Source organism: Pseudomonas sp. GW822-FHT03F08, from assembly GCF_058801265.1.
The window spans coordinates 552752-579362 of record NZ_JBXANC010000001.1 but is presented as its reverse complement, the minus strand read 5'-3'; the positions used below and the strand labels follow the sequence as shown (position 1 = coordinate 579362).

19 protein-coding genes are annotated in these 26611 nt (G+C 61.5%); 9 read left to right on the top strand and 10 right to left on the bottom strand.

What is annotated here, in order from left to right:
• Positions 1-24 precede the first annotated feature (24 nt).
• Positions 25-1578, top strand: a complete 1554-nt coding sequence (gene pdxR / locus AC1RME_RS02725; RefSeq protein ID WP_096817138.1) for a MocR-like pyridoxine biosynthesis transcription factor PdxR — start codon at positions 25-27, stop codon at positions 1576-1578.
• Here pdxR and AC1RME_RS02720 read toward each other — a convergent pair.
• The 8 genes from AC1RME_RS02720 to aspA all read right to left on the bottom strand — a co-directional run bounded on the left by AC1RME_RS02720 (position 1575) and on the right by aspA (position 16028).
• Positions 1575-6176, bottom strand: coding sequence for a dermonecrotic toxin domain-containing protein (locus AC1RME_RS02720; RefSeq protein WP_096817140.1), 4602 nt, complete (start codon positions 6174-6176; stop codon positions 1575-1577). The genes pdxR and AC1RME_RS02720 overlap by 4 nt on opposite strands.
• A 118-nt stretch (positions 6177-6294) precedes the next feature.
• Positions 6295-7395, bottom strand: a complete 1101-nt coding sequence (locus AC1RME_RS02715) for a polyamine ABC transporter substrate-binding protein (protein ID WP_096817142.1) — start codon at positions 7393-7395, stop codon at positions 6295-6297.
• The gene (locus AC1RME_RS02710) at positions 7392-8417 is read right to left on the bottom strand and encodes a histone deacetylase family protein (RefSeq protein WP_007954279.1); all 1026 of its coding nucleotides are present in this window, start codon (positions 8415-8417) and stop codon (positions 7392-7394) included. Before AC1RME_RS02710 ends, AC1RME_RS02715 begins: the two co-directional genes overlap by 4 nt.
• Before the next feature lie 165 nt (positions 8418-8582).
• Positions 8583-10472, bottom strand: coding sequence for an ankyrin repeat domain-containing protein (locus AC1RME_RS02705; protein ID WP_096817144.1), 1890 nt, complete (start codon positions 10470-10472; stop codon positions 8583-8585).
• A gap of 72 nt (positions 10473-10544) precedes the next feature.
• The gene (locus AC1RME_RS02700; RefSeq protein WP_096817146.1) at positions 10545-11537 is read right to left on the bottom strand and encodes an AraC family transcriptional regulator; all 993 of its coding nucleotides are present in this window, start codon (positions 11535-11537) and stop codon (positions 10545-10547) included.
• An 87-nt stretch (positions 11538-11624) separates the two neighbouring features.
• Positions 11625-12629: an asparaginase gene (locus AC1RME_RS02695; RefSeq protein WP_096817148.1), complete on the bottom strand. Its 1005-nt coding sequence runs from the start codon at positions 12627-12629 to the stop codon at positions 11625-11627.
• A gap of 99 nt (positions 12630-12728) precedes the next feature.
• A complete protein-coding gene (locus AC1RME_RS02690) occupies positions 12729-14174 on the bottom strand; it encodes an alanine/glycine:cation symporter family protein (protein ID WP_096817150.1) in 1446 nt (481 codons plus the stop codon).
• 429 nt (positions 14175-14603) lie between these two features.
• The gene (gene aspA, locus AC1RME_RS02685; protein ID WP_096817152.1) at positions 14604-16028 is read right to left on the bottom strand and encodes an aspartate ammonia-lyase; all 1425 of its coding nucleotides are present in this window, start codon (positions 16026-16028) and stop codon (positions 14604-14606) included.
• 180 nt (positions 16029-16208) lie between these two features.
• Here aspA and AC1RME_RS02680 point away from each other — a divergent pair, with 180 nt between their 5' ends.
• The 5 genes from AC1RME_RS02680 (at position 16209) to AC1RME_RS02660 (ending at position 19893) form a co-directional block, all read left to right on the top strand.
• A complete protein-coding gene (locus tag AC1RME_RS02680) occupies positions 16209-17117 on the top strand; it encodes a LysR substrate-binding domain-containing protein (RefSeq protein WP_096817154.1) in 909 nt (302 codons plus the stop codon).
• A 212-nt stretch (positions 17118-17329) separates the two neighbouring features.
• Positions 17330-17821 carry a 5-(carboxyamino)imidazole ribonucleotide mutase gene (gene purE / locus AC1RME_RS02675; RefSeq protein WP_007954291.1) on the top strand — a complete coding sequence of 164 codons (492 nt, stop codon included), beginning with the start codon at positions 17330-17332 and terminating at the stop codon, positions 17819-17821.
• A 10-nt stretch (positions 17822-17831) separates the two neighbouring features.
• Entirely contained in the window at positions 17832-18914 is a 1083-nt protein-coding gene (locus AC1RME_RS02670; protein ID WP_096817156.1) for a 5-(carboxyamino)imidazole ribonucleotide synthase, read from the top strand.
• A 106-nt stretch (positions 18915-19020) separates the two neighbouring features.
• A complete protein-coding gene (locus AC1RME_RS02665; protein ID WP_096817158.1) occupies positions 19021-19266 on the top strand; it encodes a GlsB/YeaQ/YmgE family stress response membrane protein in 246 nt (81 codons plus the stop codon).
• 90 nt (positions 19267-19356) lie between these two features.
• A complete protein-coding gene (locus AC1RME_RS02660) occupies positions 19357-19893 on the top strand; it encodes a DUF3299 domain-containing protein (RefSeq protein WP_096817160.1) in 537 nt (178 codons plus the stop codon).
• A 48-nt stretch (positions 19894-19941) separates the two neighbouring features.
• Here the strand turns inward: AC1RME_RS02660 and AC1RME_RS02655 are convergent, their stop codons facing one another.
• Together AC1RME_RS02655 and AC1RME_RS02650 are read right to left on the bottom strand one after the other, a co-directional pair.
• Positions 19942-20841, bottom strand: coding sequence for a D-hexose-6-phosphate mutarotase (locus AC1RME_RS02655; protein ID WP_096817162.1), 900 nt, complete (start codon positions 20839-20841; stop codon positions 19942-19944).
• 59 nt (positions 20842-20900) lie between these two features.
• Positions 20901-21305 (bottom strand): acyl-CoA thioesterase, encoded by a 405-nt coding sequence (locus AC1RME_RS02650; protein WP_003229628.1) that lies wholly within the window; start codon positions 21303-21305, stop codon positions 20901-20903.
• Between the two features lie 379 nt (positions 21306-21684).
• Between AC1RME_RS02650 and AC1RME_RS02645 the strand changes: the two genes are divergently transcribed.
• The 3 genes from AC1RME_RS02645 to AC1RME_RS02635 all read left to right on the top strand — a co-directional run bounded on the left by AC1RME_RS02645 (position 21685) and on the right by AC1RME_RS02635 (position 26611).
• Entirely contained in the window at positions 21685-22983 is a 1299-nt protein-coding gene (locus AC1RME_RS02645) for an MFS transporter (RefSeq protein ID WP_096817164.1), read from the top strand.
• Between the two features lie 168 nt (positions 22984-23151).
• The gene (locus AC1RME_RS02640; protein WP_065258236.1) at positions 23152-24153 is read left to right on the top strand and encodes a phosphate ABC transporter substrate-binding protein PstS; all 1002 of its coding nucleotides are present in this window, start codon (positions 23152-23154) and stop codon (positions 24151-24153) included.
• Positions 24154-24577: 424 nt separating this feature from the next.
• The gene (locus tag AC1RME_RS02635; protein ID WP_176504799.1) at positions 24578-26611 is read left to right on the top strand and encodes an ABC transporter permease subunit; all 2034 of its coding nucleotides are present in this window, start codon (positions 24578-24580) and stop codon (positions 26609-26611) included.

Sequence of the window (26611 nt, the reverse complement as noted above, 5' to 3'; positions counted from 1 at the left end):
GACCAATTTCATAGGTCCATTGCCATGCCCGATTCGACCACGCTGTCGCTGCCATTCAACCCTGCCGGCATTGAACTCGACCGTCGCAAAGGCCTGAGCCGTCAGCTCTATCAGGCCTTGCGCCTGCGGGTGCTCGACGGGCGCCTGGCCAGCGGCACACGCCTGCCGGCCAGTCGCGATCTGGCGGCAGCGCTGGGGATTTCCCGCAACAGTGTGGTGCGCGCCTACGATCAGCTGTATGCCGAAGGTTTCATCGAAGGGCGGGTCGGGGACGGTACTTATGTGGCGCAGTTGCCCCAATCGACGACACCGACGAAAAAATTATCCACAAAAGTATCCACAGGGTTTTCAACAGGCTTACCCACAGCCTTATCCACAAAACCGGTCGATTCCACTGGGGATTTATCCAGCAAAGTTATCCACAGCGGTGCGATGCAGCGGCTTGAACAGAACCATTTGCCTACGCCGCCGAGTGGTCCGCCACGGGCTTTCAGGGTGGGTGTTCCGGCGTTCGATCTGTTCCCGTTCGACGTCTGGGCCAAGCTGAATGCGGCGTTCTGGCGTAAACCCGATTTGCAGCAACTGTGTTACGGCGACCCGGCGGGCGATGCGCGGCTGCGCGGACTGATCGCTGCCTATTTGCGCAGTTCGCGCGGCATGCAGTGCTCGGCTGAGCAAATTGTGATCACCAGTGGCGCACAGCAGGGAATCAGCCTTTGTGCACAGTTGCTGGTGGAGCCGGGCGCCGGGGTGGGCATCGAGAATCCCGGCTACCGCGCAGCGGGTCATGCGTTTGCATTGGCCGGTGGTCGATTGCACGGCATTGCGGTGGATGAGGAGGGCATCGATTGCGCAGCGCTGTCTGCCGCCGAAGATTGCCGGGTGGCTTATGTCACGCCATCTCATCAATACCCGACAGGGGTGGTGATGAGCCTGGCGCGACGCCTCGAACTACTGGCCTGGGCCGAGCGCACCGGTGGCTGGATCGTCGAGGACGATTACGACGGCGAGTATCGCTACACCGGCGCCCCCTTGGCTCCGCTGGCTGCGCTCGATCGCCAGGGTCGCGTGCTGTACGTCGGCACCTTCGGCAAAGTCGCGTTCCCGGCGCTGCGCCTGGGTTATCTGGTGTTGCCGCCGGGGTTGGTGGAGGCCTTTGCACAGCGGCGCGCGGTGGATGTCCGGCATTCCGAGGTGAGCACCCAGGCGGTGATGGCCGAGTTCATGGCGGCCGGGCACTTTCAGCGGCACATCCGGCGGATGCGCCGGGCTGCACTCAGCCGGCGCAATGCGCTCATCAATGGTTGGCCCCAGGGTTTGGCGGGTGTCGGCGAACTGCCGGCCGTGTCCGCCGGACTGCATTTGACGGTGGCGGTCGACAGCGTGGCCCGCGAACAGCAATTGATCGAACAGGCCGCCAGCGTCGAGGTGGAAATCCACGGCTTGAGCAAATACTGGCTGCCGGACTCGACGACGCCGATCGATCAGCGCGCCGGTCTGGTGCTGGGTTTCGCAGCAGTACCGGAGCCGGCGATCGAGTCGGCTCTGGCCCGCTTGCGCGAAGTCTGGCGCAGTTAATCATCTTTCGGTCGAGCGTCCGCCTGTGGTTTGAGGAACAGGTCGCGCACCTGCGGATCGACGATACGCCGTAGCGCATTGTCGACGGCGTCGAAGGTGTCCAGTGTCTGGCGGGTTTTATCATCCAGCGTTTGCAGATACGCATCGGCGAATTTCAGATGGGCAATGGTGTACAGCTCATCCGCATCCCCGAGCTGGTCGTAATGAAAGTGCGCGACCCATAGCGGTTTGTTTGCGTTGGCCTTGTCGAGAATCCGGTACTCCTGAAAGTAGTCCCCGCGATGCCGGGTGCGAATGCGTCCGCGTGGGTCCTTGATCACGTTGACCTGCCCGTTGTCGTGCAGCCAGTGGAAATAGGTTTCCCGAGGTTTGCGTTGTTTAAGCATGGCAGCGTAGGTCGCAATGCCGTCGGCGTGGGTGCGGGTTGCGCCTTCGCGCAGGCTTGGGATGAGGGAGGCGATGGGCCAAGGATCCTTCCTGGCATTTTTTCTTCGGGTGATCGCGCTGTCGACGTCGATGGCCATTTGTTTGAGGCGTTCGACTTGCTGTTCGAACATGTCGCGGATGTCAGCGGGAATACGCCCCGGTCGCTTGGCGTCCTCGCGGGTTTTCCTGTTGAAGCTCTCGATGTTCGCTTCAAGCGCCATTGCCGCTGAAACAATATCCTCGTCATCGGCGGGCGCCGTCGGTTCGGGTCTTTGCGCGGTGAGTTTGACGAACGATGTCTCGGCCTCCGACTCGCCGCTCTGGGCCTCTGGGGCCGATTCACCCGTTTCGGGGCGAGGACGGCTTTTGGTGACCTTCACCTTGGGCTGCGACGTTGAAGGCAGCGGCCGGGACTTGACGGGCGCGGGTCGTTCTTCCGGTTCGGGCAATTCTGTGGTCAGGCGTTCGCGAGCCACTGCATGAAACTCGCCGATCAGCTCGCGAACCCTGTCGAGCCTGGTCTGGACGAACTGGCCGGGATGGGCCGCAGGCAATTGCTCCACGCGTTCACCGAGGCTGGCGAAGAGGTCGTTCCACTGCGATAAACGTTCGATCCGCGCCGGCTGTCCATCCGCGATCACCGCGGTTTTACTCAGCAGGATCAGCTCATGACTGGCATCGGCAGCCGTGGCCGTGATGATCCCGATCGCGGCGCGGGCGGCGTCCATGGCGGCTCCCGGCGTCTCCTCCACACAGCGCTCGTAGGACATGCCGATTTCATTGGCCTTGAGATCGAGTGTGTTGAAGTCTGGCAGCAGCAATTCCAGCCTCGTGGCCACCTCTCTGGCCTTGGCTGAATGGCTGTTCAATATCTGGAGCGAGCGATCCAGGGTCTGTAGGGTGCCAATCATTTCGTCGCTCAACGCGGTGGCGACGGTGGCGATTTCGATCTGTTGCTTGCGCGGTACCAGTGTGTGTTGGTTCGCGCTGTCGACAAAGATCTGTGTGGTCTTGGCGTACATCCGCATTTTCACCCGCAGCCACGAGCCGAAACAGCGGTGCTGACCCAGGGTCAGGCTCATCAGTCTGGCCTGGTGTACCGAGCCACCGCCACCCGCCAGACGCCAGTTTTCGAGTTGGTCCAGCGCCTGGGTGTACTCATTGCCCAGCTTCGTGGCCCTGTCCAGATAGATGGACGCGGAGTGCTCGAATCCGGCTTCGCTGGTGTCCCGTGGAAGGGCCACCAGCGCTCGCAGCAGTTGTGTTTTCGCCTCGGTTTCGCGGGCTTCAAATCGCTCCAGCTCAGACCAGGCAGCCTCCATTGACTGCTTTTTGGAGCGGCGGAACGCCTCGATCCGGCTTTTCGGCATGCCGCCGCGCAAGCGCAGTTTCGGGTCCCAGTGCCATTGCCCGGCAGTTTCATCGTATGTCAGCGCCATGCCGATACGCAGTGGATCGGCCGGATCGACGATGTGCACCGGCTCGTCTGCCCGGGCGATCACCTGGAACCAGCGCGTGCCGACCCGGGCGCAGGTCTTGCCGTCGAGGTTGTACAGGTGAGTGACCGGTGAGGCTCGTTTCCCGCTCAAGTCAGGTGCGGAGATCTTGAAGCGGTCGAGCATCGCGATGAAGCGTGCGCTGGAGTCGGGTCGCAGCAGTGTCCCCTGTTCGAGTTGAGTGAGATGCCCGGCAGGCACCTCGCCAGTGATGGCAACCGGGTCGAGCGTGACTGACGGTGTGACTTCTGGTGCGGACTCCTCTTTCTCCGGCGACAGTCGGGCCGTTTCGCGGGATTCCTTCTGGTGTGGCAGCCACGAGCGGTTGCGTCGCGCCACGACGCGTTGGGTCAGGATGATGCCGAGCGTCAGCAGAACATCGGCGGTGGATTGCCAGGCCACGAGGGTGTCGTCGCGTTCATGGGCATCGATCGCCTGCTGGATCTGCGTGATGGTCTGCCAGACCCAGACGGCGGTACCCGCCGCGCCGCTCATGAAGTTCGCAGCAACGCTGAACATCGCCCAGCCGCTGTCCGCCAGAAGTGCCCAGCGTCGTTCGCTGTTGGACTGCGACTGGCGGTTTGCAAGATCGACCAGTGCCTGGCTGTTGGCGGTGTACAGCGAGGCAAGGATGTCGCCGCCGAGGGGGGTGTCCGCCAGTTCGATCGGGCCGGTCAGGTCAAGGTGCATGAACGGTTCGGTGGCCAGTTGAGTGACGATCCACGGGGAGGGCAGGCCGACCGGGAAGGCGTACTGCGAGTACTCGAAACTCAGTGCTGCACTGCCCAGCCAGGCCAATACCGAATTGCGCAGTTCGCCATCCTGATACAGCGCGTACATCAGGTTTTGCAGAGAGGCGAACTGCATCAACGGGGTATCCAGCAGCGGCCGGTACAACAGGCAAGAGCCCTGGGTATGGTCTCGCGGACAGATGATGAACATGTTGGCGACAACGTCCGAACGCCTGCTCAAGCGGCGGCGAGGGACGAATGCCAACGGACGGATCGTCACCGAGTGTTCGGCTGTTGGAAGTTTGCGGGTGATGGCATCCATCAATTGGCAGACGTAGTCATAACCTTGCTGATCGACGTCGCCCTGGTGCTGGAGCTTGCATTCCAGTGCAAGCATCGGCAGGAGTGTCGGCAGCTGGCGCATGTAGCGGGTCTTTTGCTCGACCGCCCGGATCGGGTCATCGATCAGTGCGCGTTTGATCAGTTGCGGGTAATGACCGCCGATGTCGACTTTTTCGGCGATGGTGGTCAGAAAATCCACAGTCAGCCAGGCCGGTACGGCGTGGCCATCATCGAAGGCGACCGTGGCCAGATAGGGCGGGGCGTTTTGCAGGGCGAACTCACCCAGGGTCTCGTGTATTCGGTCAAATGGATTGGGCAGGGTGAAACCACCGGTTTCGAGGCTGTTGGTCACACTGACCCGCAGGTGTTCCAGAGGCAGTTCGGCGGCGCCCTCGGCGCTTTTGTCGGCGATGATTGCTTCGCGCATGCGGCGTTCGGCGTAGGGCTTGATCAGGGGAATGTCGTCATCCCTGAAAACACCCTTCTCGACGTCGTCACGCAAGGTGCCGAGCTCGGCAATGTAGCGACTGTAGTCCTGCAGATCATGGAGGGAGCCGGCTTGCAGCCAATCGGGAATGGCCTCTTCCAACTGGTCGAGCCGGGCTCGTTCGAGCGGATTGAAACGACCGCGGCTCTGTCTTGCGGGGGAGGCATGGGCACTGATTGACTGGTTGGCGGGGTCAAGTGCCTCGATCGCGCCGAGCTGATTGCTGATCAGCGCCTGTGCAACGGCGTCGAAGATATGCCCTTCGGGTTCGATCAGGCGCCATTTCAGGGAGCGCTCGGACAGCTCGGGATCGAGTCGCTGTGGCAATGTTTCGCCCAGCGCGACCAGCGACTCGAAGGACTCATAGCCATCGGCAACGGTGTACATCAGGATCCGTTGCCGCTGTTTGACGGTGGCAGTCAGCACCAGTGCGCCGGCAATGAGCAGGTGCGTGCTGTCCTTGCCGTCAACCAGGTCGATGTCCATCAGGCAGGCTTTCAGCCCGCTGAAATCGCTGTTCACTGTCGAGCGTTCTGCCCGATCCGGATGCTGCGCAACAAATCGCGCCAGTGCGCACTCGTCGGCATCCCAGCCACTGGCCGTCTGCACATTCGCGGCCGAACACAACAGGTCGGACAGCTCTTGCCAGCGCGGCTGGGTGCCGGCGGACTCATTCCAGTAATCGAGTTGGCGCTGCTGGTATTCGAGGAACAGAAACGGTGCAAGGTCGTTCACCAGCGAGGTGACGTCGTCCATGCTCACCGGCAGGAGGATGGGCGGAGTGGCGTCGGGTGTGCGGGTCAGGAAGTGCTCGCCTTCGATGTAATCGGCCGTGGTTCTGTTCAAGCAGTGCTGGATAAAGGCATGGGTCAGGGATTCGAAGGCAAAGACCCCGGTGGCGTTCTGTGTGGCATCGGTTTCGCGCAGAGGCGTCGCGAGCATCGTGCGATCCGGATCGATGTGTTGGTCGGGATGGCTTTTCATCAGTGCTTCGCGCAACAGCGCCGAGGCGACTTGATGCAGCGAGTCGCCCCGGCCGGTCAGTTCGACCAGCCGGCTCTGTTTCAGCAAGGGAGGGGAAACGCTGGGCGTAGCGGCGGCGGCAGGTTCAGTCATGGTCGTGTCCATGGGAGAAAACCGGCACATTAAAATTCCGGCCACGGCACGCGGCGGTACATAGATCTTGCAGGCAAAAAAAGACCCGCGGAGGCGGGTCTTGGTGGGGCGGAACGTTTCAGGTGCCGGACTTGATCTTGGTCCACGCCCGGGTGCGTGCCCGTTCTGCATCACGCGGCAACGGTTGCAGGGTGTACAGCGTATTCATCGCCGCATCCGTCGGGTACAGGTTGGGGTTGTTGCGGATTGCCGGATCGACGTGTTCGGTGGCGTCCTTGTTTGGGTTCGGGTAACCGACAAAGTCGCTGACCGGCGCGATCACCTGCGGTTGCAGCAGGTAGTTGATGAAGGTGTAGGCGTCCTGCGGGTTCTTCGCTCCTTTCGGGATGGCGAGCATGTCGAACCAGATCGGCGCACCTTCCTTCGGCAGGCGCATGTCGACCACCACACCGTTCTTCGCCTCTTTGGCGCGGTTGGCGGCTTGCGAGAAGCTGCCCGAATAACCGACCGCGACGCAGATGTCACCGTTGGCGATATCGGCCATGTACTTGGACGAATGGAAGTAGGTCACGTACGGACGAATCTTCATCAGCAAGGCTTCGGCCTTGGCGTAATCCGCCGGGTTCTTGCTGTTGGGATCGAGGCCGAGGTGTTGCAGGGCCAGCGGCAGGATCTCCGATGGCGAGTCGAGCAGGGCGACGCCGCACTGCTTGAGCTTGCTGATGTTCTCCTCCTTGAAGATCAGGTCCCAGCTGTCCACCGGCGCGTTGTCACCCAGTGCAGCCTTGACCTTGGCCGGGTTGAAGCCGATCAGGATGGTGCCGTACATGTAAGGCACGGCGAACTTGTTGCCCGGGTCGTTGGCCTCGATCAGCTTCATCAGTTTCGGATCGAGGTGGTTCCAGTTCGGCAACTGGCTGCGATCCAGCGGCTGGAACACCCCGGCCTCGATCTGCTTGGCCAGGAACACGTTGGACGGCACCACCACGTCGTAGCCGGAGTTGCCGGTCAGCAACTTGGCCTCCAGTGCTTCGTTGGTGTCGAAGATGTCGTAGACCAGTTTGGTCTGGCTGTTCTGCGCCTTGAAATCTTCCAGTGCCTTGGGGGTGATGTAGTCGAACCAGTTGTAGACGCGCAGGGTGCGTTCTTCGGCGTGTGCGGCGCCGCTCAGCAGTGCCGCACAAAGCGCGGGCGCGATGAAGTGCTTGAGTCTGTTCATTGTTCGAAACCTTCGAGCACGTTCACCGCGTTGATGCCGATTTCTTCCACCGCGTAGCCACCCTCCATGACGAACAGGGTCGGTTTGCCGAGAGCGGCGATGCGCTTGCCCATGGCCAGGTAGTCCGGGCTGTCGAGCTTGAACTGCGAGATCGGATCGTCCTTGAAGGTGTCGACGCCCAGCGACACGACGATGATGTCGGCGCCGTAGTTGTCGATCTCCTGGCAGGCCTGATCCAGCGCCGCACTCCAGACATCCCAGCCGGAACCCGCCGGCAGCGGATAGTTGAAGTTGAAGCCTTCACCGGCCCCTTCGCCGCGCTCATCTTCATAACCGAGGAAGAACGGGAATTCCGCTTCCGGGTGGCCATGGATCGAGGTGAACAGCACATCGCTGCGCTCGTAGAAAATCGACTGGGTGCCGTTGCCGTGGTGGTAATCGACGTCGAGAATCGCGACCTTCTTGTGGCCCTGATCGAGGAACGCTTGCGCTGCGATGGCGGCGTTGTTGAGGTAGCAGTAGCCGCCCATCAAATCGCCGGCGGCGTGGTGTCCCGGCGGACGGCACAGGGCGAAGGCTCCGCGCGCACCGCGCTGGATTTCCGCTTGTGCGGTCAGCGCCACTTGCGCTGCGCTGTACGCGGCTTGCCAGGTGCCGGCGGTGATCGGCGCGCCGCCGTCGAAGCTGTAATAACCGAGCTGGCCGTGCAGGCTGGTCGGCTTGACCTGACGCAAGGTGCGCGCCGGCCAGGTGTAGGGCAGTAAGTCGCCGTCGGTGTTGAATTCGGTCCAGCGCGCCCAGGCGCCTTTGAAGAAGTCGAGGTAGTCGCGGCTGTGGATGCGCTCGATCGGCCCGAGGCCGAAATCCTTCGGTGCTTCGACCGGGCCGAGGTTTTGGTTTTTCACCCGTTGCAGCACGTGGTCGGCGCGCGACGGCATCTCGAAGCAAGGCTTGAGCTGGCCGTCGATCAATTCGCAGCGGCCATGGTGCAGGTGGTGATCGTCAGAGTAGATCGTCAGCATTTGTTGTTCTCCGCAGGGGCTGATTCGGTTGACCCCAGTGTTGCGGCGCGGGGCGAATCGGAGAACGTCAGGAGCGGCCAAAAGGGGATCGATATGGCCAAAAGAACTGACCGAAATTCGCCCCTTGGATGGATAAGGCGCCCCAGGAAGAGGCGCCGTTCGGATTCAGAGGCGAGTAGCGGTTTTGCCAATGGCGGCTTGATGGCGATCAAGTACCTCAAGCCAATCCGGACGCTGTCGTTGTTCCAGCATCTTGCGCAATGCGCTGTAGGCATCGTCCGTACAGGGCTCACCCAGCGTTGGGTCGGCCCCTTTTTCCAGCATCAGCGTGAACAGCTCAAGGACCTGCTGGTGGTCGATCTCTCGATCCATGTCGCCTCTGGGGGCCTGGCTCGCGAGGAGGTACAGAACCGAATCCAGGCGGTCTCGTTCATGGCAACGTCCGGCAGGGTAGACAAGATTCAGCTGCGCACCGGCTTCAACCAGACGTTTTGCTGCCGAATAGTTGTTGCGGTAGATCGCTTCGTACAACGCGGTTCTCTGTTCTTTGCTTTGTCGGCGATCGAGGTTCTGAGGATGCTTGAGCAGCCAGTTGAACAGCTCGTCATCTTTACCCGATGTACGTTGCATCAGCAGGGTCTCACCCCGTGCATCGGGCTCGTCGATGGCGGCGCCGGCATTGAGCAGAAACTCGGTTCGCTGGCCCTGTTGCGGATCCTTGTCGGCTTTGAGGTCTTTGTTGAATGCTTGCATCACCAGCGGTTCGCTGCCGTTGATGCCGCTGGTTTCAGCCCCACGGTCGAGCAGCAGGCGGGCGATGGCGAAGTTCGGCGCATCCAGTGCGTGCAACAAGGCACTTCGGCCGTCCTCGGCCAGGGTTTTGGCCTGGAGGCCACTGTCGAGCAACTGCCGTACACGCGGTTCGTCCTGCTGGTCCACGGCCTCGATCAATGGCCATTGTGCCTGGCAGGCCTGAGGTTCGGCCCGGGCTAGTCCCAGCCTCTGAACCACGCGCTCCGGAACGCTCAGATTTCGCTGCAGGCGCAGACCGCAGTAAATCCGGTAATACTCCTGCGCCAATGCGTACTGGGTCGTGTAGGCGGGTGCTTTTTCATAGCCTTTCCAGGCCTGATCCGCGAGGTTGAGATAGGCCGGAATGCGTTGTGGTGCGCGACGTGCTACTTCCAGCAGCCATTGCCGGGAACCTTCATCTGGCGCCAGGTCACTTTTCCAGTAAGCAATGTCGTTGAGCTGGCCGGGGAAGTCTTTCTGATCGGCACCGATTCGGCGAAAGTCCTGGTTCAAAAACAGCTCATCGACCTTCTTCAGTCCAGGGCCTTTGTCGCTGGCCTTGCTCAGTTGCTGGTGCAGCTCCCACAGTTGCAGGGCGCCGTCGCCAGCCTGGTAGGGCTGTGGATCGACTTCGATACTCAGAGGGGCGTCGGGTACGCTGTAACGCATGGCGTCCCGGGCACCCTCGATGCCTTTGAGCCAGGTGTCGAGCACGGTTGCAGAGGTTTCCTGCAGCGGCTGGAACGACAGCAGGTGATCGTTGCGTACCCGCCCCAACGCCATCAATGGTTCACCGGGCGTGCGCCAGTCGATCAGCAGGTAGCGCTTGGTTTCCCAGCCACTGGTTTTGACACAGTCGAAACTCAGGGTATCGACCACGATACCCGGCGCGATGTCGGTGCGCATGGCCGACGAGCTCAGATTCATGTACTGAAACTCGGTGATGCAACTGTGAAACTCTTCGGCGGTGAGCAATGGGATCGGTCCCAGTTTGTGCACACGTTCGCGGTAGTTCTCATCGCTGTAAACGTTCAGGTAGAACAGACCGCGAAAGCTGCTGAGCAAGCCTGTCAGAGGTTTCGCAACTCCGGGCGTTTCAGCCGCGGCGGGGATCGGAATGATGGTTTTGCCATATTCGGGTGCGTCAACCACCGAGTGCGGCGGGAGCCCCCACCAGTTCAGTTCGATGGCCTGCGCGGCCAATGGCAGGTTGAACAGTGCAGCGAGCAAGGCAAGGCGTGAATAGCGACGGAAAAGAAGCATCAAGCAAAAACACCGGCAATGGGGGCGGGCCGCGTAATGTAGTGCAGTCAGTGGCGCGATGCCTGATTTATCTCAAGCGCGGAACTGACTCGGCGCCACACCGCTCCAGCGCATGAAGGCATGGCGGAAGCTCGCGGTCTCGCTGAAACCCAGGGTTTCGGCGATGCGGTAGATCGGTAGTTGATCTTCGCAAAGCATCTGCTTGGCCCGTTCGAAACGCAGTTCGTCGAGCAGTTCCTGATAGCTGCAACCCATGTCTTTCAGATGCCGGCGCAAGGTGCGCGGCGAGCAGTTCATCTGTTGCGCCAGACCTTCCAGCCCCGGTGCGGCGTTGAGTTGTGCGGTCAGCAACTGGCGGATTCGCCCCAGCCACGCCTGCCTGCCGGTGAACTCGGTGTTCTGTTTGCGGCAACGTTCGGCCATGGCCTGGTGGGTGATGATGTCGGCCAGCGGCAGCGGCTGATCGAGCCAGCGCCGGTCGAAGGCAAAGGCGTTGTCCTTGGCACCAAAGTGCAGGGGCGCGTTGAAGTGTTCGGCGTAGCTGTCGCGGTAATCCGGCGCGGCGTGTTCGAAACGGGTGGCGAGTAGTGGCAGTGGATGGCCGAGCAGGTCATCGCAGATGACTTTCAGCGACACCAGACAGAACTCCGCGTTGAACACCGCCATCCCCGGGCTTTCGCGGTAATCGGCAGCGACGAACCAGATGCGTTCGCCGTCGTCCTCCAGGCTCAGCTCGAAAAGTGTTCCCAGCAGCGCCGGATAACGGATCGCCAGGCGCAAAGCGTCACCGAAGGTGGCACAGGTCAGCAGCGCGTAACCGAGGATGCCGTAGCAGGAAACGTGCATGCGCCGGCCCAGTTCAAGGCCGATGTCGTGCTTGAGCGCGACTGCGTTGGCGCAGACCTGCATCTCCTGATTGGTGGTGATGCGGGTGTCGGCCCGGCTCAGGTCCGCCGCGCTGATGCCGCTGCCGGCGAGCAGCGCTTCACTGGACAAGCCTTCGGTCTTGAACGTGTTGAGGATCAACGAGACCGCATTGAGTGTGGTGAGGTGGGAGTGGAGCATAAGATCTTCCAGCCTTGGGATGCTGGAAACGGCAGCAAGTTGCATGCCGGGCTGTGGGAGCAGAGGGGCTCCCACAGCTTGTTGCGATCAGATGAGTTCGCCGCACAGGTCGAGTTCGACCAGACGCCGCACTTCGGCCGTTTCAAGGCCTGCACCCAGCAAAGCATTCAACTTGCCGAACGCCGCCTCACGGGTCATGCCGCCACCGGACAACACGCCAGCGCCACGCAAGCGGCTGCCCGCTTCGTAGATATCCAGTTCCACACCACCTTCATGGCACTGCGTGACCGCAACCACGACGACACCTTTATCCCGCGCACGGCCGAGGCTGGCGAGGAACTCTGGATTGTCGCTCGGCCCGGTACCGCTGCCGTAGCACTCCAGTACCAGACCCTGAATGCCGCTGTCGAGCAGGCCGTCGATGATCCCGGAGCCGATGCCCGGGAACAGCGGCAACACGGCAACCCTGGCCAGTTGCTTGGGCTGGTTGTAGTTCAGCGCGGCTGGCAGCGAGGTGGCTTTCACGCCGCCGCCCTGACGTTCCAGGCGTTTGAACGGATGACGGCCGAAGCTGCGCACTTTCGCGCAACGGGTCGGGGCCAGCAGTTCGCCGTGGAAATACAGATGCACACCCGGCGCCAGGCCTTGGCCGAGGGCGACCAGCGCGCCGCTGAGGTTTTCCCAGGCGTCGCTGTCGGTGACGCCGGCCGGCAGCATCGAACCGGTGAAGCACACGCGGGCATGCAGGCCGAGCAACTGGAAGCTCATGGCGGCGGCGCTGTAGGCCAGGGTGTCGGTGCCGTGCAGAATCAGCACGCTGTCGCAGCCTTGCACATCGACGGCGTCGACGACGGCTTCACGCAGTTGCTGCCAGTAGGTCGGGGTCATGTTGGCGCTGTCGATCAGCGGCGACATCTCGCGAAAGCGCCACTGCGGCACCACCAGCTCAGGCTGACTGTGCAGGTAATCGCGCATCCGCGCTTCGAAACCGGAGGCCGGGGCCAGGCCATTGGCGCTGGCCTGCATGCCGATGGTGCCACCGGTGTACAGCACCATGACGTGCTGGGCGGCAGGGTAGGTCGAGGAATTCATGGGGAGTTCTCCTGAACGAAGACAGCATGCGGTCGAGCATGACGCCGACCGCCGCTTGTGTCACGCCGGGCGCAAGACCTGCGCCCGGTTTTTACCCGATCAGCGTTGCGCTGCGGGGATGCCTTGCGGCTGAGTGTTGGCCTGGGTGTCGGACGACGGATTGGTCGGCCAGGCCTTCAGGTCCAGGTCCAGATCGGTAAATTTGCTGGAGTCGAACACTGGCTGGCTGACGCCGGCGCGGCGCTGCTCGTCGTAGTCACGCATCACGCGCATGCCGACCTTGAACAGCATGGCCAGGGCTATCAGGTTGACGAAGGCCAGGCAGGTCATGGTGATGTCGGCGAAGGCGAACACGGTCGACAGATCCTGCATCGAACCCCAGACCACCAGCGCCAGCACCAGGCCGCGGAAAGTCATCAGCGCAGCGCGGTTGCGGGTGAGGAACTGCAGGCTGTTCTCGCCCAGGTAGTAGTTGTAGAGGATGCAAGTGAAGACGAACAGCGACAGCGCGACGCTGACGAACATGCGACCCCAGTCACCGACCACGGCGGCCAGCGAGTTCTGGGTCAGGACGATGCCGTCACCTTCGAAGCCCGGGGTGTAGAAGCCCGACAGCAGGATCAGCAGCGCGGTGCAGGTGCAGATCACGAAGGTGTCGAGGAACACACTGAACGCCTGAACCACGCCCTGAGCGCCCGGGTGCTTCACGGCGGCCACGGCGGCGACGTTCGGCGCACTGCCCAGGCCCGCTTCGTTGGCGAATACGCCACGTTTCACGCCCATGACAATCGCGCTGCCGAGCAGGCCGCCGAAGGCCGGGTCGAGACCGAAGGCGCTCTTGAAGATGGTTTCCAGCATGGCTGGCACGTGTTCGATCTGGGTGCCGATCACGTACAGGGTCACGCCGATATAGGCCAGGGTCTTGATCGGTACCAGCAGGTCGGACACCGAAGCGATGCGCTTGATGCCGCCGATGAAGGTGATGGCCAGCAGCACTGCCAGGACGATACCGGTGTGTTGCGGGTCGAACGCAAAGGCGTTTTGCAGCGAGTGGGTCACGGTGTAGGACTGCAGGCCAATGAAGGCGAAGCCGTAGGTGACCAGCAACAGGATCGAGAACACCACCGCCATGCCTTTGAGCTTCAGGCCGTGCTGGATGTAGTAGGCCGGGCCACCACGGTACAGACCGTCGCCATCGGCGCGCTTGTAGACCTGGGCCAGGGTACATTCGAAGAAGCTGCTGGACATTCCGACCAGTGCAGTCACCCACATCCAGAACACCGCACCCGGACCACCGAGGGTCACGGCGATGCCGACACCGGCGATGTTGCCTGCACCGACGCGGCCGGCGAGGCTGAGCATCAGGGCCTGGAACGAGCTGAGTTGCCCGGCGCTGCCTTTGAGGCTGTCGCGGAACACCGCGAACATGTGGAAGAAGTGACGCAATTGAACGAAACGCGAGCGAATCGTGAAGTAGCTACCGAGCCCGACAATGAGCACGATCAGTACTTTCCCTGAGAGGAAGTCGTTGATGACTTCGAGCATGGATTTTTCCTCGCTGTTTTTTGTGTAAGCAAATACTGGATGGTCGGAAACATCGCGTTACACCGGTGTGCGTTCGGCACGACAGGCGAGGCGAGGGTTTCGTCCCGGTTCCATTTCGCGGGTTTGTTATTAGTTCGGGTTTCGCATGGGTTATGGCCTCGTTACCGACGACCGCTCACGCGAAGAGGGGCGGCACTATACCGATCAGTGCGGCGCCCGTCTGCACGGTTGTGGTGCAAGCGACGAAACGAGGCTTTGAAACACCCGACGTTACCGGCGTCGGGCTTTTGCGGGATGGCTCCCACAGAAGACGTTTGTCCTTTCAAATAGTTAAAAAAAAGGGCTTGGAGAATGATCTCCAAGCCCTCAAAAGGTGAGAGGTGTCTAGTCCCTCGACCTGGTGAGCGGTGCTACAAGTAACGCGTCGGATCAGCCTTTCAGAGGCACCAGACGCGGAGCAATCATGTTTTCCGGGCGCAGGATGTCGGCGAGCATGGCTTCGTCGAGCAGACCTTCTTCGCGCACCAGTTCCAGCACGCCGCGGCCGCTTTCAAGGGCGATACGGGCGATGCGGGTGGCGTTTTTGTAGCCGATGTACGGGTTCAGTGCGGTGACCAGACCGATCGAGTGTTCGACCAGTTCACGGCAGCGCGCTTCGTTGGCGGTGATGCCGACGATGCAGTGCTCGCGCAGCATGTCCATGGCGCGTTGCAGCAGACGGATCGAGTCGAGGATCTTGAAGGCGATCAGCGGCTCCATCACGTTCAATTGCAGTTGGCCGCCTTCGGCTGCCATGGTCAGCGCCAGATCGTTACCGATGACCTGGAATGCCACCTGGTTCACGGCTTCCGGAATAACCGGGTTGACCTTGCCTGGCATGATCGAGCTGCCTGGCTGACGCGCCGGCAGGTTGATTTCGTTGATGCCGGTACGCGGGCCGCTGGACAGCAGGCGCAGGTCGTTGCAGATCTTCGACAGCTTGACCGCGGTGCGCTTGAGCATGCCGGAGAACAGCACGAAGGCGCCCATGTCGGAGGTGGCTTCGATCAGGTCGGCGGCTGGAACCAGCGGTTGACCGCTGATCAGTGCCAGACGCTGTACGGCCAGGGCCTGATAGCGCGGGTCGGCGTTGATGCCGGTGCCGATCGCGGTGCCGCCCAGGTTCACTTCGGTCAGCAGTTCCGGGGCCAGCGTCTTCAGACGGGCCAGGTCTTCGCCCATGGTGGTGGCGAAAGCGCGGAACTCTTGACCCAGGGTCATCGGCACGGCGTCTTGCAGCTGGGTACGACCCATCTTCAGGACGTGGTTGAATTCTTGACCCTTGGCCGCGAATGCCTGAATCAGGCTGTCGAGGCTGGCCAGCAGCGCGTCGTGACCCAGCAGCAGACCCAGGCGGATCGCGGTAGGGTAGGCGTCGTTGGTCGACTGCGCCATGTTGACGTCGTCATTCGGGTGCAGGTACTGGTACTCGCCTTTCTGGTGACCCATCGCTTCCAGAGCAATGTTGGCGATCACTTCGTTGGCGTTCATGTTGGTGGAGGTACCGGCGCCACCTTGAATCATGTCGACCACGAACTCTTCGTGGAAATCGCCGCGGATCAGACGTGCACAGGCTTCGCTGATGGCAGCGTGCTTGGCTTCGCTCAGGTGACCCAGCTCACGGTTGGCGTCAGCAGCGGCCTGTTTGACCATTGCCAGGCCGACAACCAGCTTCGGGTAGTGCGAAATCGGAACGCCCGAGAGACGGAAGTTGTTCACCGCTCGCAGGGTCTGGATGCCGTAATACGCTTGAGCAGGGACTTCGAGGGCGCCAAGCAGGTCGTTTTCTGTGCGGAATGATGCAGCGGAGGACATGATAGAAATCATCTCGATATGGACCCGGTCTGTGCCGGAACGCTGCGAATGCTAGGCTTGTGGGAAATTTTGGGCCAATGCTGTTAAACACTGCCCTATGCACATTCGGCATAATGCCCGTGTGACGCCGCGTGCGCGGCAGACGTGTGACCTGTTTTGGTGCGTGTCCGGGAGGACGTGATGAATCTGGAAAGCAAATGGCTCGAGGACTTCAGTGCTCTGGCCGCCACCCGCAGCTTCTCGCAGGCGGCCGAACGGCGCTTCGTGACCCAGCCGGCCTTCAGTCGGCGGATCCGCAGCCTGGAAGCGGCGCTCGGGCTGACGCTGGTCAACCGTTCGCGCACGCCGGTCGAACTGACGGCGGCGGGGCAACTGTTTCTGGTGACCGCGCGCACGGTGGTCGAACAGCTCGGCGAAGTGCTGCGCCACCTCCATCATCTGGAAGGCGGGCAGGGCGAAGTGATTCAAGTGGCGGCGGCGCACTCGCTGGCGCTCGGTTTCTTCCCGCGCTGGATCGCGCAACTGCGCAACGAAGGCCTGAACATCGCCACGCGGCTGGTGGCGACCAACGTCGGCGATGCCGTGCACGCGCTGCGTGAAGGTGGCTGCGATCTGATGCTGGCGTTCTACGACCCGGACGCAGCGATGCAGATGGACCCGGAAATTTTCCCGTCGCTGCACCTGGGGCAGACCGAAATGCTTCCAGTGTGCGCGGCGGATGCCAATGGCAAACCGCTGTTCGATCTTGAAGGCGAGGCCAGTGTGCCGCTGCTGGCCTACAGCGCCGGGGCGTTTCTCGGGCGCTCGGTGAACGGCTTGTTGCGCCAGCGTGCGCTGCGCTTCACCACTATTTATGAAACCGCCATGGCCGACAGCCTGAAAAGCATGGCCCTCGAAGGCCTCGGCATTGCCTGGGTGCCGCAACTGAGCGTACGCAACGAACTCGCCCGTGGCGAACTGGTGGTCTGCGGGGGCCCGCAATGGCACGTGCCGCTGGAAATTCGCCTGTACCGCTGCGCGCTGGTGCGCAAGGCCAATGTACGGTTGTTGTGGCGCAAGCTTGAAGGCGGTGCGGCACAATCTTCCTGAATGCGCTGGCGCTGACCTTTGAGTCAATAAAACCGGGGCTTTGGCTCATTTGACAGATGGTCGCATCGGGGGCTGTTTATTGCTTTCTTTGCGGTATACTGCGCGGCCTTCGGCCGGTTCGTCCGGCCATTTTTCCTACAACAAGCCACGCATTCTGCGTGGCTTGTTGTTTTTGACGCGCCTGCGGGCGCCCAGAGAGAAGAGGCGCGACGATGAGTGCACTGGTTGGCGTGATCATGGGCTCCAAGTCCGATTGGTCCACCCTTAGCCACACCGCCGATATGCTGGAAAAGCTCGGCATCCCGTACGAGGTCAAGGTGGTTTCTGCCCACCGCACCCCGGATCTGCTGTTCCAGTACGCCGAAGAGGCTGAAGGCCGCGGCATCGAGGTGATCATCGCCGGTGCCGGTGGCGCAGCCCACCTGCCAGGCATGTGTGCGGCCAAGACCCACCTGCCGGTGCTGGGCGTACCGGTGCAGTCGGCGATGCTCTCGGGCGTCGATTCGCTGCTGTCGATCGTGCAGATGCCGGCCGGCATCCCGGTTGCCACCCTGGCCATCGGCAAGGCGGGCGCGATCAACGCAGCCTTGCTGTCGGCGAGCATCCTGGGCGCCAAGCATCCACAATTCCACGCGGTACTGAAGACCTTCCGTGCCGAGCAGACAGACAGCGTCCTGGACAATCCAGACCCACGTATTGCCTGAGGTTGTTGAGATGAAGATCGGTGTAATCGGTGGCGGCCAGTTGGGTCGCATGTTGGCCCTGGCGGGCACCCCGCTGGGCATGAACTTCGCTTTCCTCGACCCTGCGCCGGACGCTTGCGCCGCTGCACTGGGCGAACACCTGCGGGCCGATTACGGCGATCAGGATCACCTGCGTCAGTTGGCCGATGAAGTCGATCTGGTGACCTTCGAGTTCGAAAGCGTCCCGGCTGAAACCGTGGCGTTCCTTTCGCAATTCGTGCCGGTCTACCCGAGCGCCGAAGCCCTGCGCATCGCTCGCGACCGCTGGTTCGAGAAGAGCATGTTCAAGGACCTGGGGATTCCGACCCCGGCGTTCGCCGACATCCAGTCGCAAGCCGATCTGGACGCCGCCGTCGCTTCGATCGGTCTGCCGGCCGTGCTGAAAACCCGCACCCTGGGTTACGACGGCAAGGGCCAGAAAGTCCTGCGCAAGCCTGAAGACGTGGTCGGCACATTCGCCGAGCTGGGCAGCGTGGCCTGCCTGCTGGAAGGCTTCGTGCCGTTCACCGGCGAAGTGTCGCTGATCGCCGTGCGCGCCCGTGATGGCGAGACGAAGTTCTATCCATTGGTGCACAACACCCACGACAGCGGCATTCTCAAGCTGTCGATCGCCAGTACCGATCACCCGTTGCAGGCCCTGGCCGAAGACTACTCCAGCCGCGTCCTCAAGCAGCTGGACTACGTTGGTGTGATGGCGTTCGAGTTCTTTGAAGTCGACGGTGGCCTCAAGGCCAACGAAATCGCCCCGCGCGTGCACAACTCCGGGCACTGGACCACCGAAGGCGCCGAGTGCAGCCAGTTCGAAAACCACCTGCGGGCCGTAGCCGGTCTGCCGCTGGGTTCGACCGCCAAGGTCGGCGAGAGCGCGATGCTCAACTTCATCGGTGTCGTTCCGCCGGTTGAAAAAGTCATCGCCATCGACGATTGCCACCTGCATCACTACGGCAAGGCTTTCAAGGCCGGGCGCAAGGTCGGTCACGCCAACCTGCGCTGCAAGGACAAGGCGACGCTCGAGCAGCAGATCCTCAAGGTCGAAGCGCTGATCGCCGAGTAACAACAGTTTCATGTGGCAGCGGCGGAACCATTAGGGGCCGCCGTTCTCTGATGGCAGGATGCCAAAGTCTGGCTAGGCTATAGCCAATCAATCAGAGGGAAATGCCATGGGAATTATCGGAACCATTTTTATCGGCCTGATCGTTGGCCTGCTGGCACGGTTCCTGAAACCGGGCGATGACAGCATGGGCTGGATCATGACCATCCTGCTGGGCATCGGCGGTTCGCTGGCAGCCACTTACGGCGGTCAGGCCCTGGGCATTTATCACGCGGGCCAGGGCGCAGGCTTCATCGGTGCGCTGGTGGGCGCGATCATCCTGCTGGTGATCTACGGCCTGATCAAAAAGAACTGATCCAAAGCGACAAAGCCCTCTCTGCCAAACCGGTGGAGAGGGCTAGAATGCTCGGCGATTGACTGTTTCCTCCTTCCTACGAGCATCTTCATGCGCCGTCTTCTGTTGACTCTCCTTTTGCTGGGCAGCGGTCTGGCCCACGCCGGCGATCTGCCGGAAACCGACTGGCTGGAACTGATGCCCAAGTCGGATCAGAAAGCCCTCGAGGCCATGCCTGAAATCGACCACAACTCCCCGGAAGCCACCGGCACCTTCACCGAGAAGGGCGGGATGAAGCAGGCCAAAGGTTTGCCGGCGGTGATGTATTCGACCAAGACCGTGGCGTCGATGAACGACAAACACATCCGCATCGGCGGTTATCCGGTGCCGCTGGAGTCCGACGCCAAGGGCCGCAGCACGTTGTTTTTCCTGGTGCCGTACCCGGGCGCGTGCATCCACGTGCCGCCACCGCCGCCGAACCAACTGGTGCTGGTGCGTTATCCAAAGGGTTTGAAGCTGGACGACATCTATACACCGCTGTGGGTGACCGGCACGCTGAAGATCGAAAAGGTCAGCAATGACCTGGCCGATGCGGCCTATGCGCTGGAAGCGGACAAGGTGCGGGTGGTGCAGGAAAAGGATCTGTAAATCCAAGCAGCAAAAAAAATCGCAGCCCTGGGGCTGCGATTTTTGTTTTCAGAGTGGCTGGCTGCCGACGCTGACACCCATGGTGTGGCTGGCTTCCGGTGCCAGGGTCACCACATCGTCCATCACGTTCGCCGTCTCGATGCACAGCATGCGCTGCCAGCCATCGTTGTCCATGTCGCTGAACGCGGCGGCGCGGTCGATCCACGGGTTCCAGATCACTGCCGTGCGTGAACCGGTAGCGGTCAGCGCAATGCGCCGTTCCCAGGCCGGATCGACGATGCTCAGTTGCGGCGGAGCATCGAGGTAGATGCGGTCGGTTTCCCCGGCAAAGCGCAAGTCACCGTGCTGGTTGTGCGTCTTCCAGTCATCCAGGGTCTCGATGTAATCCAGGCCATCCACACCTTCGACGCGCACGTTGCGCACATCGCTGACCGCGAAATAGCTGTGCAACGCCTGGCTGATGCTGACGGTGTCGGCACCCCGGTTGTGGCTGGTCAGGCTGATGTGCAGTTGATCGTCGAGGCGCAGGGTCAGGGTCAGATCGACCTGATGCGGCCAACCCGGGAAACCACCTTCCGGGTAGGGCAGCTTGAACTCCACTTTCAGGCTTTCGCCCTCGGTTTCGATACCGCCCAGTTCCCAATCCATCGCCCGGACAAAACCGTGAGCGGCGGCCGGTTCTTCGCTGACGCGCATCGCCTGAACGCTCTGCGGGTTACGGGCGAAGACGCCGAACCATGGCCAGCACACCGGCACGCCGGCGCGGATGCTCTTGCCGGTCTTGAACACGGCCTTGTCGTTAAGCCAGATCAGCGGCGGCTGGCCGTCCACCTGATAACTGAGGATGTGCGCGCCTTGCTGGGCGACCAGCACTTCGGCCTGACCGTGGCGGATGCGCCAGCAGTTCAGTTCATCCAGTTTCACGGCTTCAACGTTGGGCGTGTTCATGGGACAACTCTCGAATCAGCAACTTGGGACGACTATCGACCTGCAAACGGCCGCGAGGTTTAACGTGCGCGTGGCGGAACGGAGCGAGTGCGACCGCTGCCATCGATGGCAACGAACACGAACACCGCTTCGGTCACTTTACGCCACTCGCTGGACAGCGGATCGTCGCTCCACACCTCGACCATCATCTGGATCGAGCTGCGACCGATTTCCAGGGTCTGGGTATAAAAGGACAATTGCGCGCCGACAGCCACCGGCACCAGAAACGCCATGCGATCGATGGCAACGGTCGCGACACGGCCACCGGCGACGCGGCTGGCCATTGCAGTGCCGGCCAGGTCCATCTGCGCCACCAGCCAGCCGCCGAAAATATCGCCAAAGCCGTTGGTTTCGCGAGGAAGCGCGGTGATTTGCAGGGCCAGGTCGCCTTGCGGGATCGGATCTTCTTGTTCGAGCTCTATCATGCCGGGGGTGCCTCTGACCCGTGACTCTTCGTTGGGTATTGCTGGTGGTAGCCGTCTTCAGGAAAAACGATTCAGCACCGAACATACTACGTTCGTCACGTTTTCCATAAGGCGTCTAAAGGGGAAACTCTGCGAAACCGGCTGGATCCACGCGCCAAGGCGACCAACGACGTTTTCGCACAGCAACCCCCTACAAGCGGGAGCAAGATTGCGAGTATATCGGTCGGTAGACTCCGCGACGACCGTCCGGTTCTCATTTCGACCGTCAAAAACGCGCCTCTATGTGCTTTTTCGAACAATTTGTTATGGTGCCGAACCTGCCCGAGCCACAGCCAGCGTTGTTGTGGCGGCAGATCCGACTATAAGAGAAGACCTTGCCATGACCACAGCGCCCTCGAGCCTCGCGCAGCCCGACCAACCCGCACGACCGTTGACCCGCAATGACTACAAGACTTTGTCGCTATCGGCCCTGGGGGGCGCGCTGGAGTTTTACGATTTCATCATTTTCGTGTTCTTTGCCACCGTGGTCGGCAAGTTGTTCTTCCCGGCCGACATGCCCGAGTGGCTGCGCCTGATGCAGACCTTCGGCATTTTCGCTGCCGGTTACCTCGCGCGGCCGTTGGGCGGGATCGTCATGGCGCACTTCGGCGACCTGCTGGGGCGCAAGAAGATGTTCACCCTGAGCATTTTCATGATGGCGGTGCCGACCCTGATCATGGGCCTGCTGCCAACTTATGCACAGATCGGCATGTGGGCGCCGATCCTGCTGCTGTTGATGCGCGTCATCCAGGGCGCGGCGATTGGCGGCGAAGTGCCGGGGGCGTGGGTCTTCGTTTCCGAACACGTACCCGGGAAGCACATTGGTTACGCCTGCGGGACCCTGACCAGCGGCCTGACCGCCGGCATCCTGCTGGGCTCGCTGGTCGCCACCGCGATCAACAGCATCTATACGCCAGTGGAAGTCTCGGATTACGCCTGGCGGATCCCGTTCCTGCTCGGTGGCGTGTTCGGTCTGTTCTCGGTCTACCTGCGCCGCTGGCTGCACGAGACCCCGGTGTTCGCCGAGCTGCAACAGCGCAAGGCCCTGGCCGAAGAAGTGCCGCTGCGTGCGGTGCTGCGTGACCATCGCGGTGCGATCGCCATTTCGATGCTGCTGACCTGGCTGCTGTCCGCCGGCATCGTCGTGGTGATCCTGATGACCCCGACCGTGCTGCAGACGGTCTATCACTTCTCGCCGACCACCGCGCTGCAATCCAACAGCCTGGCGATCGTGTTCCTGAGCCTGGGCTGCATCATTTCCGGTGCATTGGCCGATCGCTTTGGTGCCGGTCGTGTGTTCGTGTTCGGTTGCCTGGGCTTGCTGATCAGCTCCTGGACCTTCTATCACAGCCTCGCCGATCACCCGAACTGGCTGTTCCCGCTGTATGCGCTGACCGGTTTTTTGGTCGGCACCATCGGCGCGGTGCCGTATGTGATGGTCAAGGCGTTCCCGCCGGTGGTGCGCTTCAGCGGTCTGTCCTTCTCTTATAACGTCGCTTACGCCATCTTCGGCGGCCTGACCCCGATGGTGGTCAGCCTGCTGCTGAAGGAAAGCGCGATGGGGCCTGCCTATTACGTGGCGGTGCTGTGCGGGATGGGGATCCTGGTCGGCGCCTGGTTGTGGAGCAAGGGCCGCTGAATCACGCCGCTGAATCAGCCTCACACGTTCGGTTACAACTGAAAGGCCAGCCTTCCGACAGGGGATGCTGGCCTTTCATCCAATTGTCATATTTCAGCCATAGAGTGTTCACACGGCCTGCTGATACTTGGCCCCGACTTAACACCCCCTATCTGCTAGGAGTAAGGCATGAAACTGAAGCGTTTGATGGCGGCAATGACTTTTGTCGCTGCTGGCGTTGCGACCGCCAACGCGTTCGCCGCTGTTGACCCGTCGATCCCGAGCTACACCAAGACCACTGGTGTGTCGGGCAACCTGTCCAGCGTCGGCTCCGATACCCTGGCCAACCTCATGACCTTGTGGGCCGAGAACTACAAAAAAGAATACCCGAACGTAAACATCCAGATTCAGGCCGCTGGCTCCGCCACCGCGCCACCTGCGCTGACCGAAGGCACCTCCAACCTGGGCCCGATGAGCCGCAAAATGAAGGACACCGAACTGGCGGCCTTCGAACAGAAATACGGCTACAAGCCAACCGCTATCCCGGTTGCCGTGGACGCCTTGGCTGTATTCGTGCACAAGGACAACCCGATCCAGCACCTGACCATGGAACAGGTTGACGCGATCTTCTCGTCCACCCGTCTGTGCGGCGCCAAAGCCGACGTTAAAACCTGGGGCGACCTGGGCGTGACCGGTGACCTGGCCAACAAGCCGGTTCAACTGTTCGGTCGTAACTCGGTATCCGGCACCTACGGCTACTTCAAGGAAGAAGCCCTGTGCAAAGGCGACTACAAGCCTAACGTCAACGAACAACCAGGCTCGGCTTCGGTCGTGCAGTCGATCAGCTCCTCGCTGAACGGCATCGGTTACTCGGGCATCGGCTACAAGACCGCCAGCGTGAAAACCGTTGCTCTGTCGAAGAAAGGCAGCACCGATTTCATCGAAGACACCGAAGAAAACGCCCTGAACGGCAAGTACCCGCTGTCCCGTTTCCTGTACGTATACGTCAACAAAGCCCCGAACAAGCCTCTGGCCCCGCTGGAAGCCGAGTTCGTGAAACTGGTTCTGTCGAAACAGGGCCAGGAAGTGGTAGTGAAAGACGGCTACATCCCACTGCCGGCCAAGGTTGCTGCAAAAGCACTGGCTGACCTGGGCCTGCAGGAAGGCGGCGCTGAAGTCGCAAAAAAGTAACAAACTGAGTCAGGGGTGAACCCCGCCTGACTCACGTGTGGGGCCCGGCCCGCAAGCGGCCCGGCTCCCACACTCCCCGAATTCTTTTATCCACTGCCAGTGCCCTGCTGGCGGCGGATTTGGTGCGTCACTGCATTGTCATCTTTCTGTCATACAGGATCGCTAGGGTGTGCGCATGAATGATCTGGCCAATTCCAAAATGACTACGAACCCTCCCAAGCGCATTGACTTCAATACGCCTGAGTTGCAACGCAAGCGCCGCATTCGCGCGCTCAAGGATCGCTTCACCCGCTGGTACGTCCTCGTCGGCGGTCTGGCGGTGCTGGCAGCCATCACCCTGATCTTCTTCTTCCTCGCTTACGTCGTCGCGCCTCTGTTCAAGGGCGCTGACCTGACCGCGAAAGATGCAATCACCCCGGCCTGGATGCAGGACGCCGGCAAGCCGCTGATGATTTCGCTCGAAGAGCAGAATCAGGTGGCCATGCGCGTTTCCGACAAGGGCCAGGCGCTGTTCTTCGACATCGACAGTGGCGCTGAATTGAAGCGCGTCGATCTGCCGTTGCCGGCAGGCGCCAGTGTGACCTCCATCGGCGAAGACCAGCCGGGTCATCCGCTGGTGGCCGTGGGCCTGTCCAACGGTCAGGCGCTGGTGTTCCGTCACACCTATAAAGTCAGCTACCCGGATGGCAAGAAAACCATTACCCCGGCGGTCGAGTTCCCGTACGGCGAGACGCCGATTGCGCTGAACGAGAGCGGCGGTGCACTGGAGCACGTCAGCCTCAACGCGACCGACTCGACCCTGATGCTGGTCGGCTCCACCGGTTCGCAACTCAATGTGCTGTCGCTGACCAGCGAAGAAAACATGATGACCGGCGAAGTCACCAACGAGCAGAAGCGTATCGATCTGCCGCAGATGACCGAGCCTGTGAAGAACATCTTCGTCGATCCGCGTCAGCAATGGCTCTACGTGATCAACGGCCGTGCCCAGGCCGACGTGTTCAGCCTGCGCGACAAGAGCCTCAACGGTCGCTACAAACTGCTGGAAAACGCCGACGCGCAAATCACCGCTTCCACCCAACTGGTGGGCGGTATCTCGCTGATCGTCGGCGACTCCACCGGTGGCCTGGCCCAGTGGTTCATGGCTCGTGACACCGATGGCGAACTGCGCCTGAAGCAGATCCGTACCTTCCAGATGGGCAAGACGCCGATCGTTGAAATCACCGCTGAAGAACGTCGCAAGGGCTTCCTGGCCCTGGATGCCAGCGGCAAGCTCGGCGTGTTCCACAGCACCGCGCACCGCACCTTGCTGGTTGATCAGGTGGTCGAAGGCGAGGGCCTGTTCGGTCTGTCGCCACGCGCCAACCGTGTGATCGTCGAGGCCGGCGGCAAGCTGCAACCGCTGCTGCTCGACAACCCGCACCCGGAAGTCTCGTGGAGCGCGCTGTGGAGCAAGGTCTGGTACGAGAACTACGACGAGCCTAAATACGTCTGGCAATCGACCGCTGCCAACACCGATTTCGAACCGAAACTGAGCCTGTCGCCACTGACCTTCGGCACCCTGAAAGCCGCGTTCTACGCGATGCTGCTGGCTGCACCACTGGCCGTTGCTGCTGCGATCTACACCGCGTACTTCATGGCCCCGGGCATGCGCCGCAAGGTCAAACCGGTGATCGAGCTGATGGAAGCGATGCCGACGGTGATCCTCGGCTTCTTCGCCGGCCTGTTCCTCGCGCCGTATGTGGAAGGGCATCTGCCGGGCATTTTCAGCCTGCTGATGCTGCTGCCGATCGGCATCCTGGTCGCCGGCTTCACCTTCAGCCGCCTGCCTGAGTCGATCCGCCTGAAAGTCCCGGATGGCTGGGAAAGTGCGCTGCTGATCCCGGTGATCCTGTTCGTGGGCTGGCTGTCGCTGTACATGAGCCCGTTCATGGAGAACTGGTTCTTCGGCGGTGACATGCGCATGTGGATCTCCCACGACCTGGGCATCACCTACGACCAGCGCAACGCACTGGTGGTCGGTCTGGCCATGGGTTTTGCGGTGATCCCGAACATCTACTCGATCGCCGAAGACGCCGTGTTCAGTGTGCCGCGCGGCCTGACCCTGGGCTCGCTGGCCCTCGGTGCCACGCCGTGGCAGACCATGACTCGCGTGGTGATCCTGACCGCCAGCCCGGGCATTTTCTCGGCGCTGATGATCGGCATGGGCCGTGCGGTCGGTGAAACCATGATCGTGCTGATGGCCACTGGCAACACCCCGGTCATGGAAATGAACCTGTTCGAAGGCCTGCGCACCCTGGCCGCCAACGTCGCGGTGGAAATGCCGGAGTCGGAAGTCGGCGGCAGCCACTACCGCGTGCTGTTCCTCTCGGCGCTGGTGCTGCTGTTGTTCACCTTCGTCATGAACACCCTCGCGGAACTGATTCGTCAGCGTCTGCGCAAGAAATACTCGTCGCTTTAA

What these genes read in the sequence shown, in the direction of transcription:
- pdxR (WP_096817138.1), top strand. Translation starts at nt 25, where the DNA reads ATGCCCGATTCGACCACGCTGTCGCTGCCATTCAACCCTGCCGGCATT.
- AC1RME_RS02720 (WP_096817140.1), bottom strand. Translation starts at nt 6,176, where the DNA reads ATGACTGAACCTGCCGCCGCCGCTACGCCCAGCGTTTCCCCTCCCTTG.
- AC1RME_RS02715 (WP_096817142.1), bottom strand. Translation starts at nt 7,395, where the DNA reads ATGAACAGACTCAAGCACTTCATCGCGCCCGCGCTTTGTGCGGCACTG.
- AC1RME_RS02710 (WP_007954279.1), bottom strand. Translation starts at nt 8,417, where the DNA reads ATGCTGACGATCTACTCTGACGATCACCACCTGCACCATGGCCGCTGC.
- AC1RME_RS02705 (WP_096817144.1), bottom strand. Translation starts at nt 10,472, where the DNA reads ATGCTTCTTTTCCGTCGCTATTCACGCCTTGCCTTGCTCGCTGCACTG.
- AC1RME_RS02700 (WP_096817146.1), bottom strand. Translation starts at nt 11,537, where the DNA reads ATGCTCCACTCCCACCTCACCACACTCAATGCGGTCTCGTTGATCCTC.
- AC1RME_RS02695 (WP_096817148.1), bottom strand. Translation starts at nt 12,629, where the DNA reads ATGAATTCCTCGACCTACCCTGCCGCCCAGCACGTCATGGTGCTGTAC.
- AC1RME_RS02690 (WP_096817150.1), bottom strand. Translation starts at nt 14,174, where the DNA reads ATGCTCGAAGTCATCAACGACTTCCTCTCAGGGAAAGTACTGATCGTG.
- aspA (WP_096817152.1), bottom strand. Translation starts at nt 16,028, where the DNA reads ATGTCCTCCGCTGCATCATTCCGCACAGAAAACGACCTGCTTGGCGCC.
- AC1RME_RS02680 (WP_096817154.1), top strand. Translation starts at nt 16,209, where the DNA reads ATGAATCTGGAAAGCAAATGGCTCGAGGACTTCAGTGCTCTGGCCGCC.
- purE (WP_007954291.1), top strand. Translation starts at nt 17,330, where the DNA reads ATGAGTGCACTGGTTGGCGTGATCATGGGCTCCAAGTCCGATTGGTCC.
- AC1RME_RS02670 (WP_096817156.1), top strand. Translation starts at nt 17,832, where the DNA reads ATGAAGATCGGTGTAATCGGTGGCGGCCAGTTGGGTCGCATGTTGGCC.
- AC1RME_RS02665 (WP_096817158.1), top strand. Translation starts at nt 19,021, where the DNA reads ATGGGAATTATCGGAACCATTTTTATCGGCCTGATCGTTGGCCTGCTG.
- AC1RME_RS02660 (WP_096817160.1), top strand. Translation starts at nt 19,357, where the DNA reads ATGCGCCGTCTTCTGTTGACTCTCCTTTTGCTGGGCAGCGGTCTGGCC.
- AC1RME_RS02655 (WP_096817162.1), bottom strand. Translation starts at nt 20,841, where the DNA reads ATGAACACGCCCAACGTTGAAGCCGTGAAACTGGATGAACTGAACTGC.
- AC1RME_RS02650 (WP_003229628.1), bottom strand. Translation starts at nt 21,305, where the DNA reads ATGATAGAGCTCGAACAAGAAGATCCGATCCCGCAAGGCGACCTGGCC.
- AC1RME_RS02645 (WP_096817164.1), top strand. Translation starts at nt 21,685, where the DNA reads ATGACCACAGCGCCCTCGAGCCTCGCGCAGCCCGACCAACCCGCACGA.
- AC1RME_RS02640 (WP_065258236.1), top strand. Translation starts at nt 23,152, where the DNA reads ATGAAACTGAAGCGTTTGATGGCGGCAATGACTTTTGTCGCTGCTGGC.
- AC1RME_RS02635 (WP_176504799.1), top strand. Translation starts at nt 24,578, where the DNA reads ATGCAGGACGCCGGCAAGCCGCTGATGATTTCGCTCGAAGAGCAGAAT.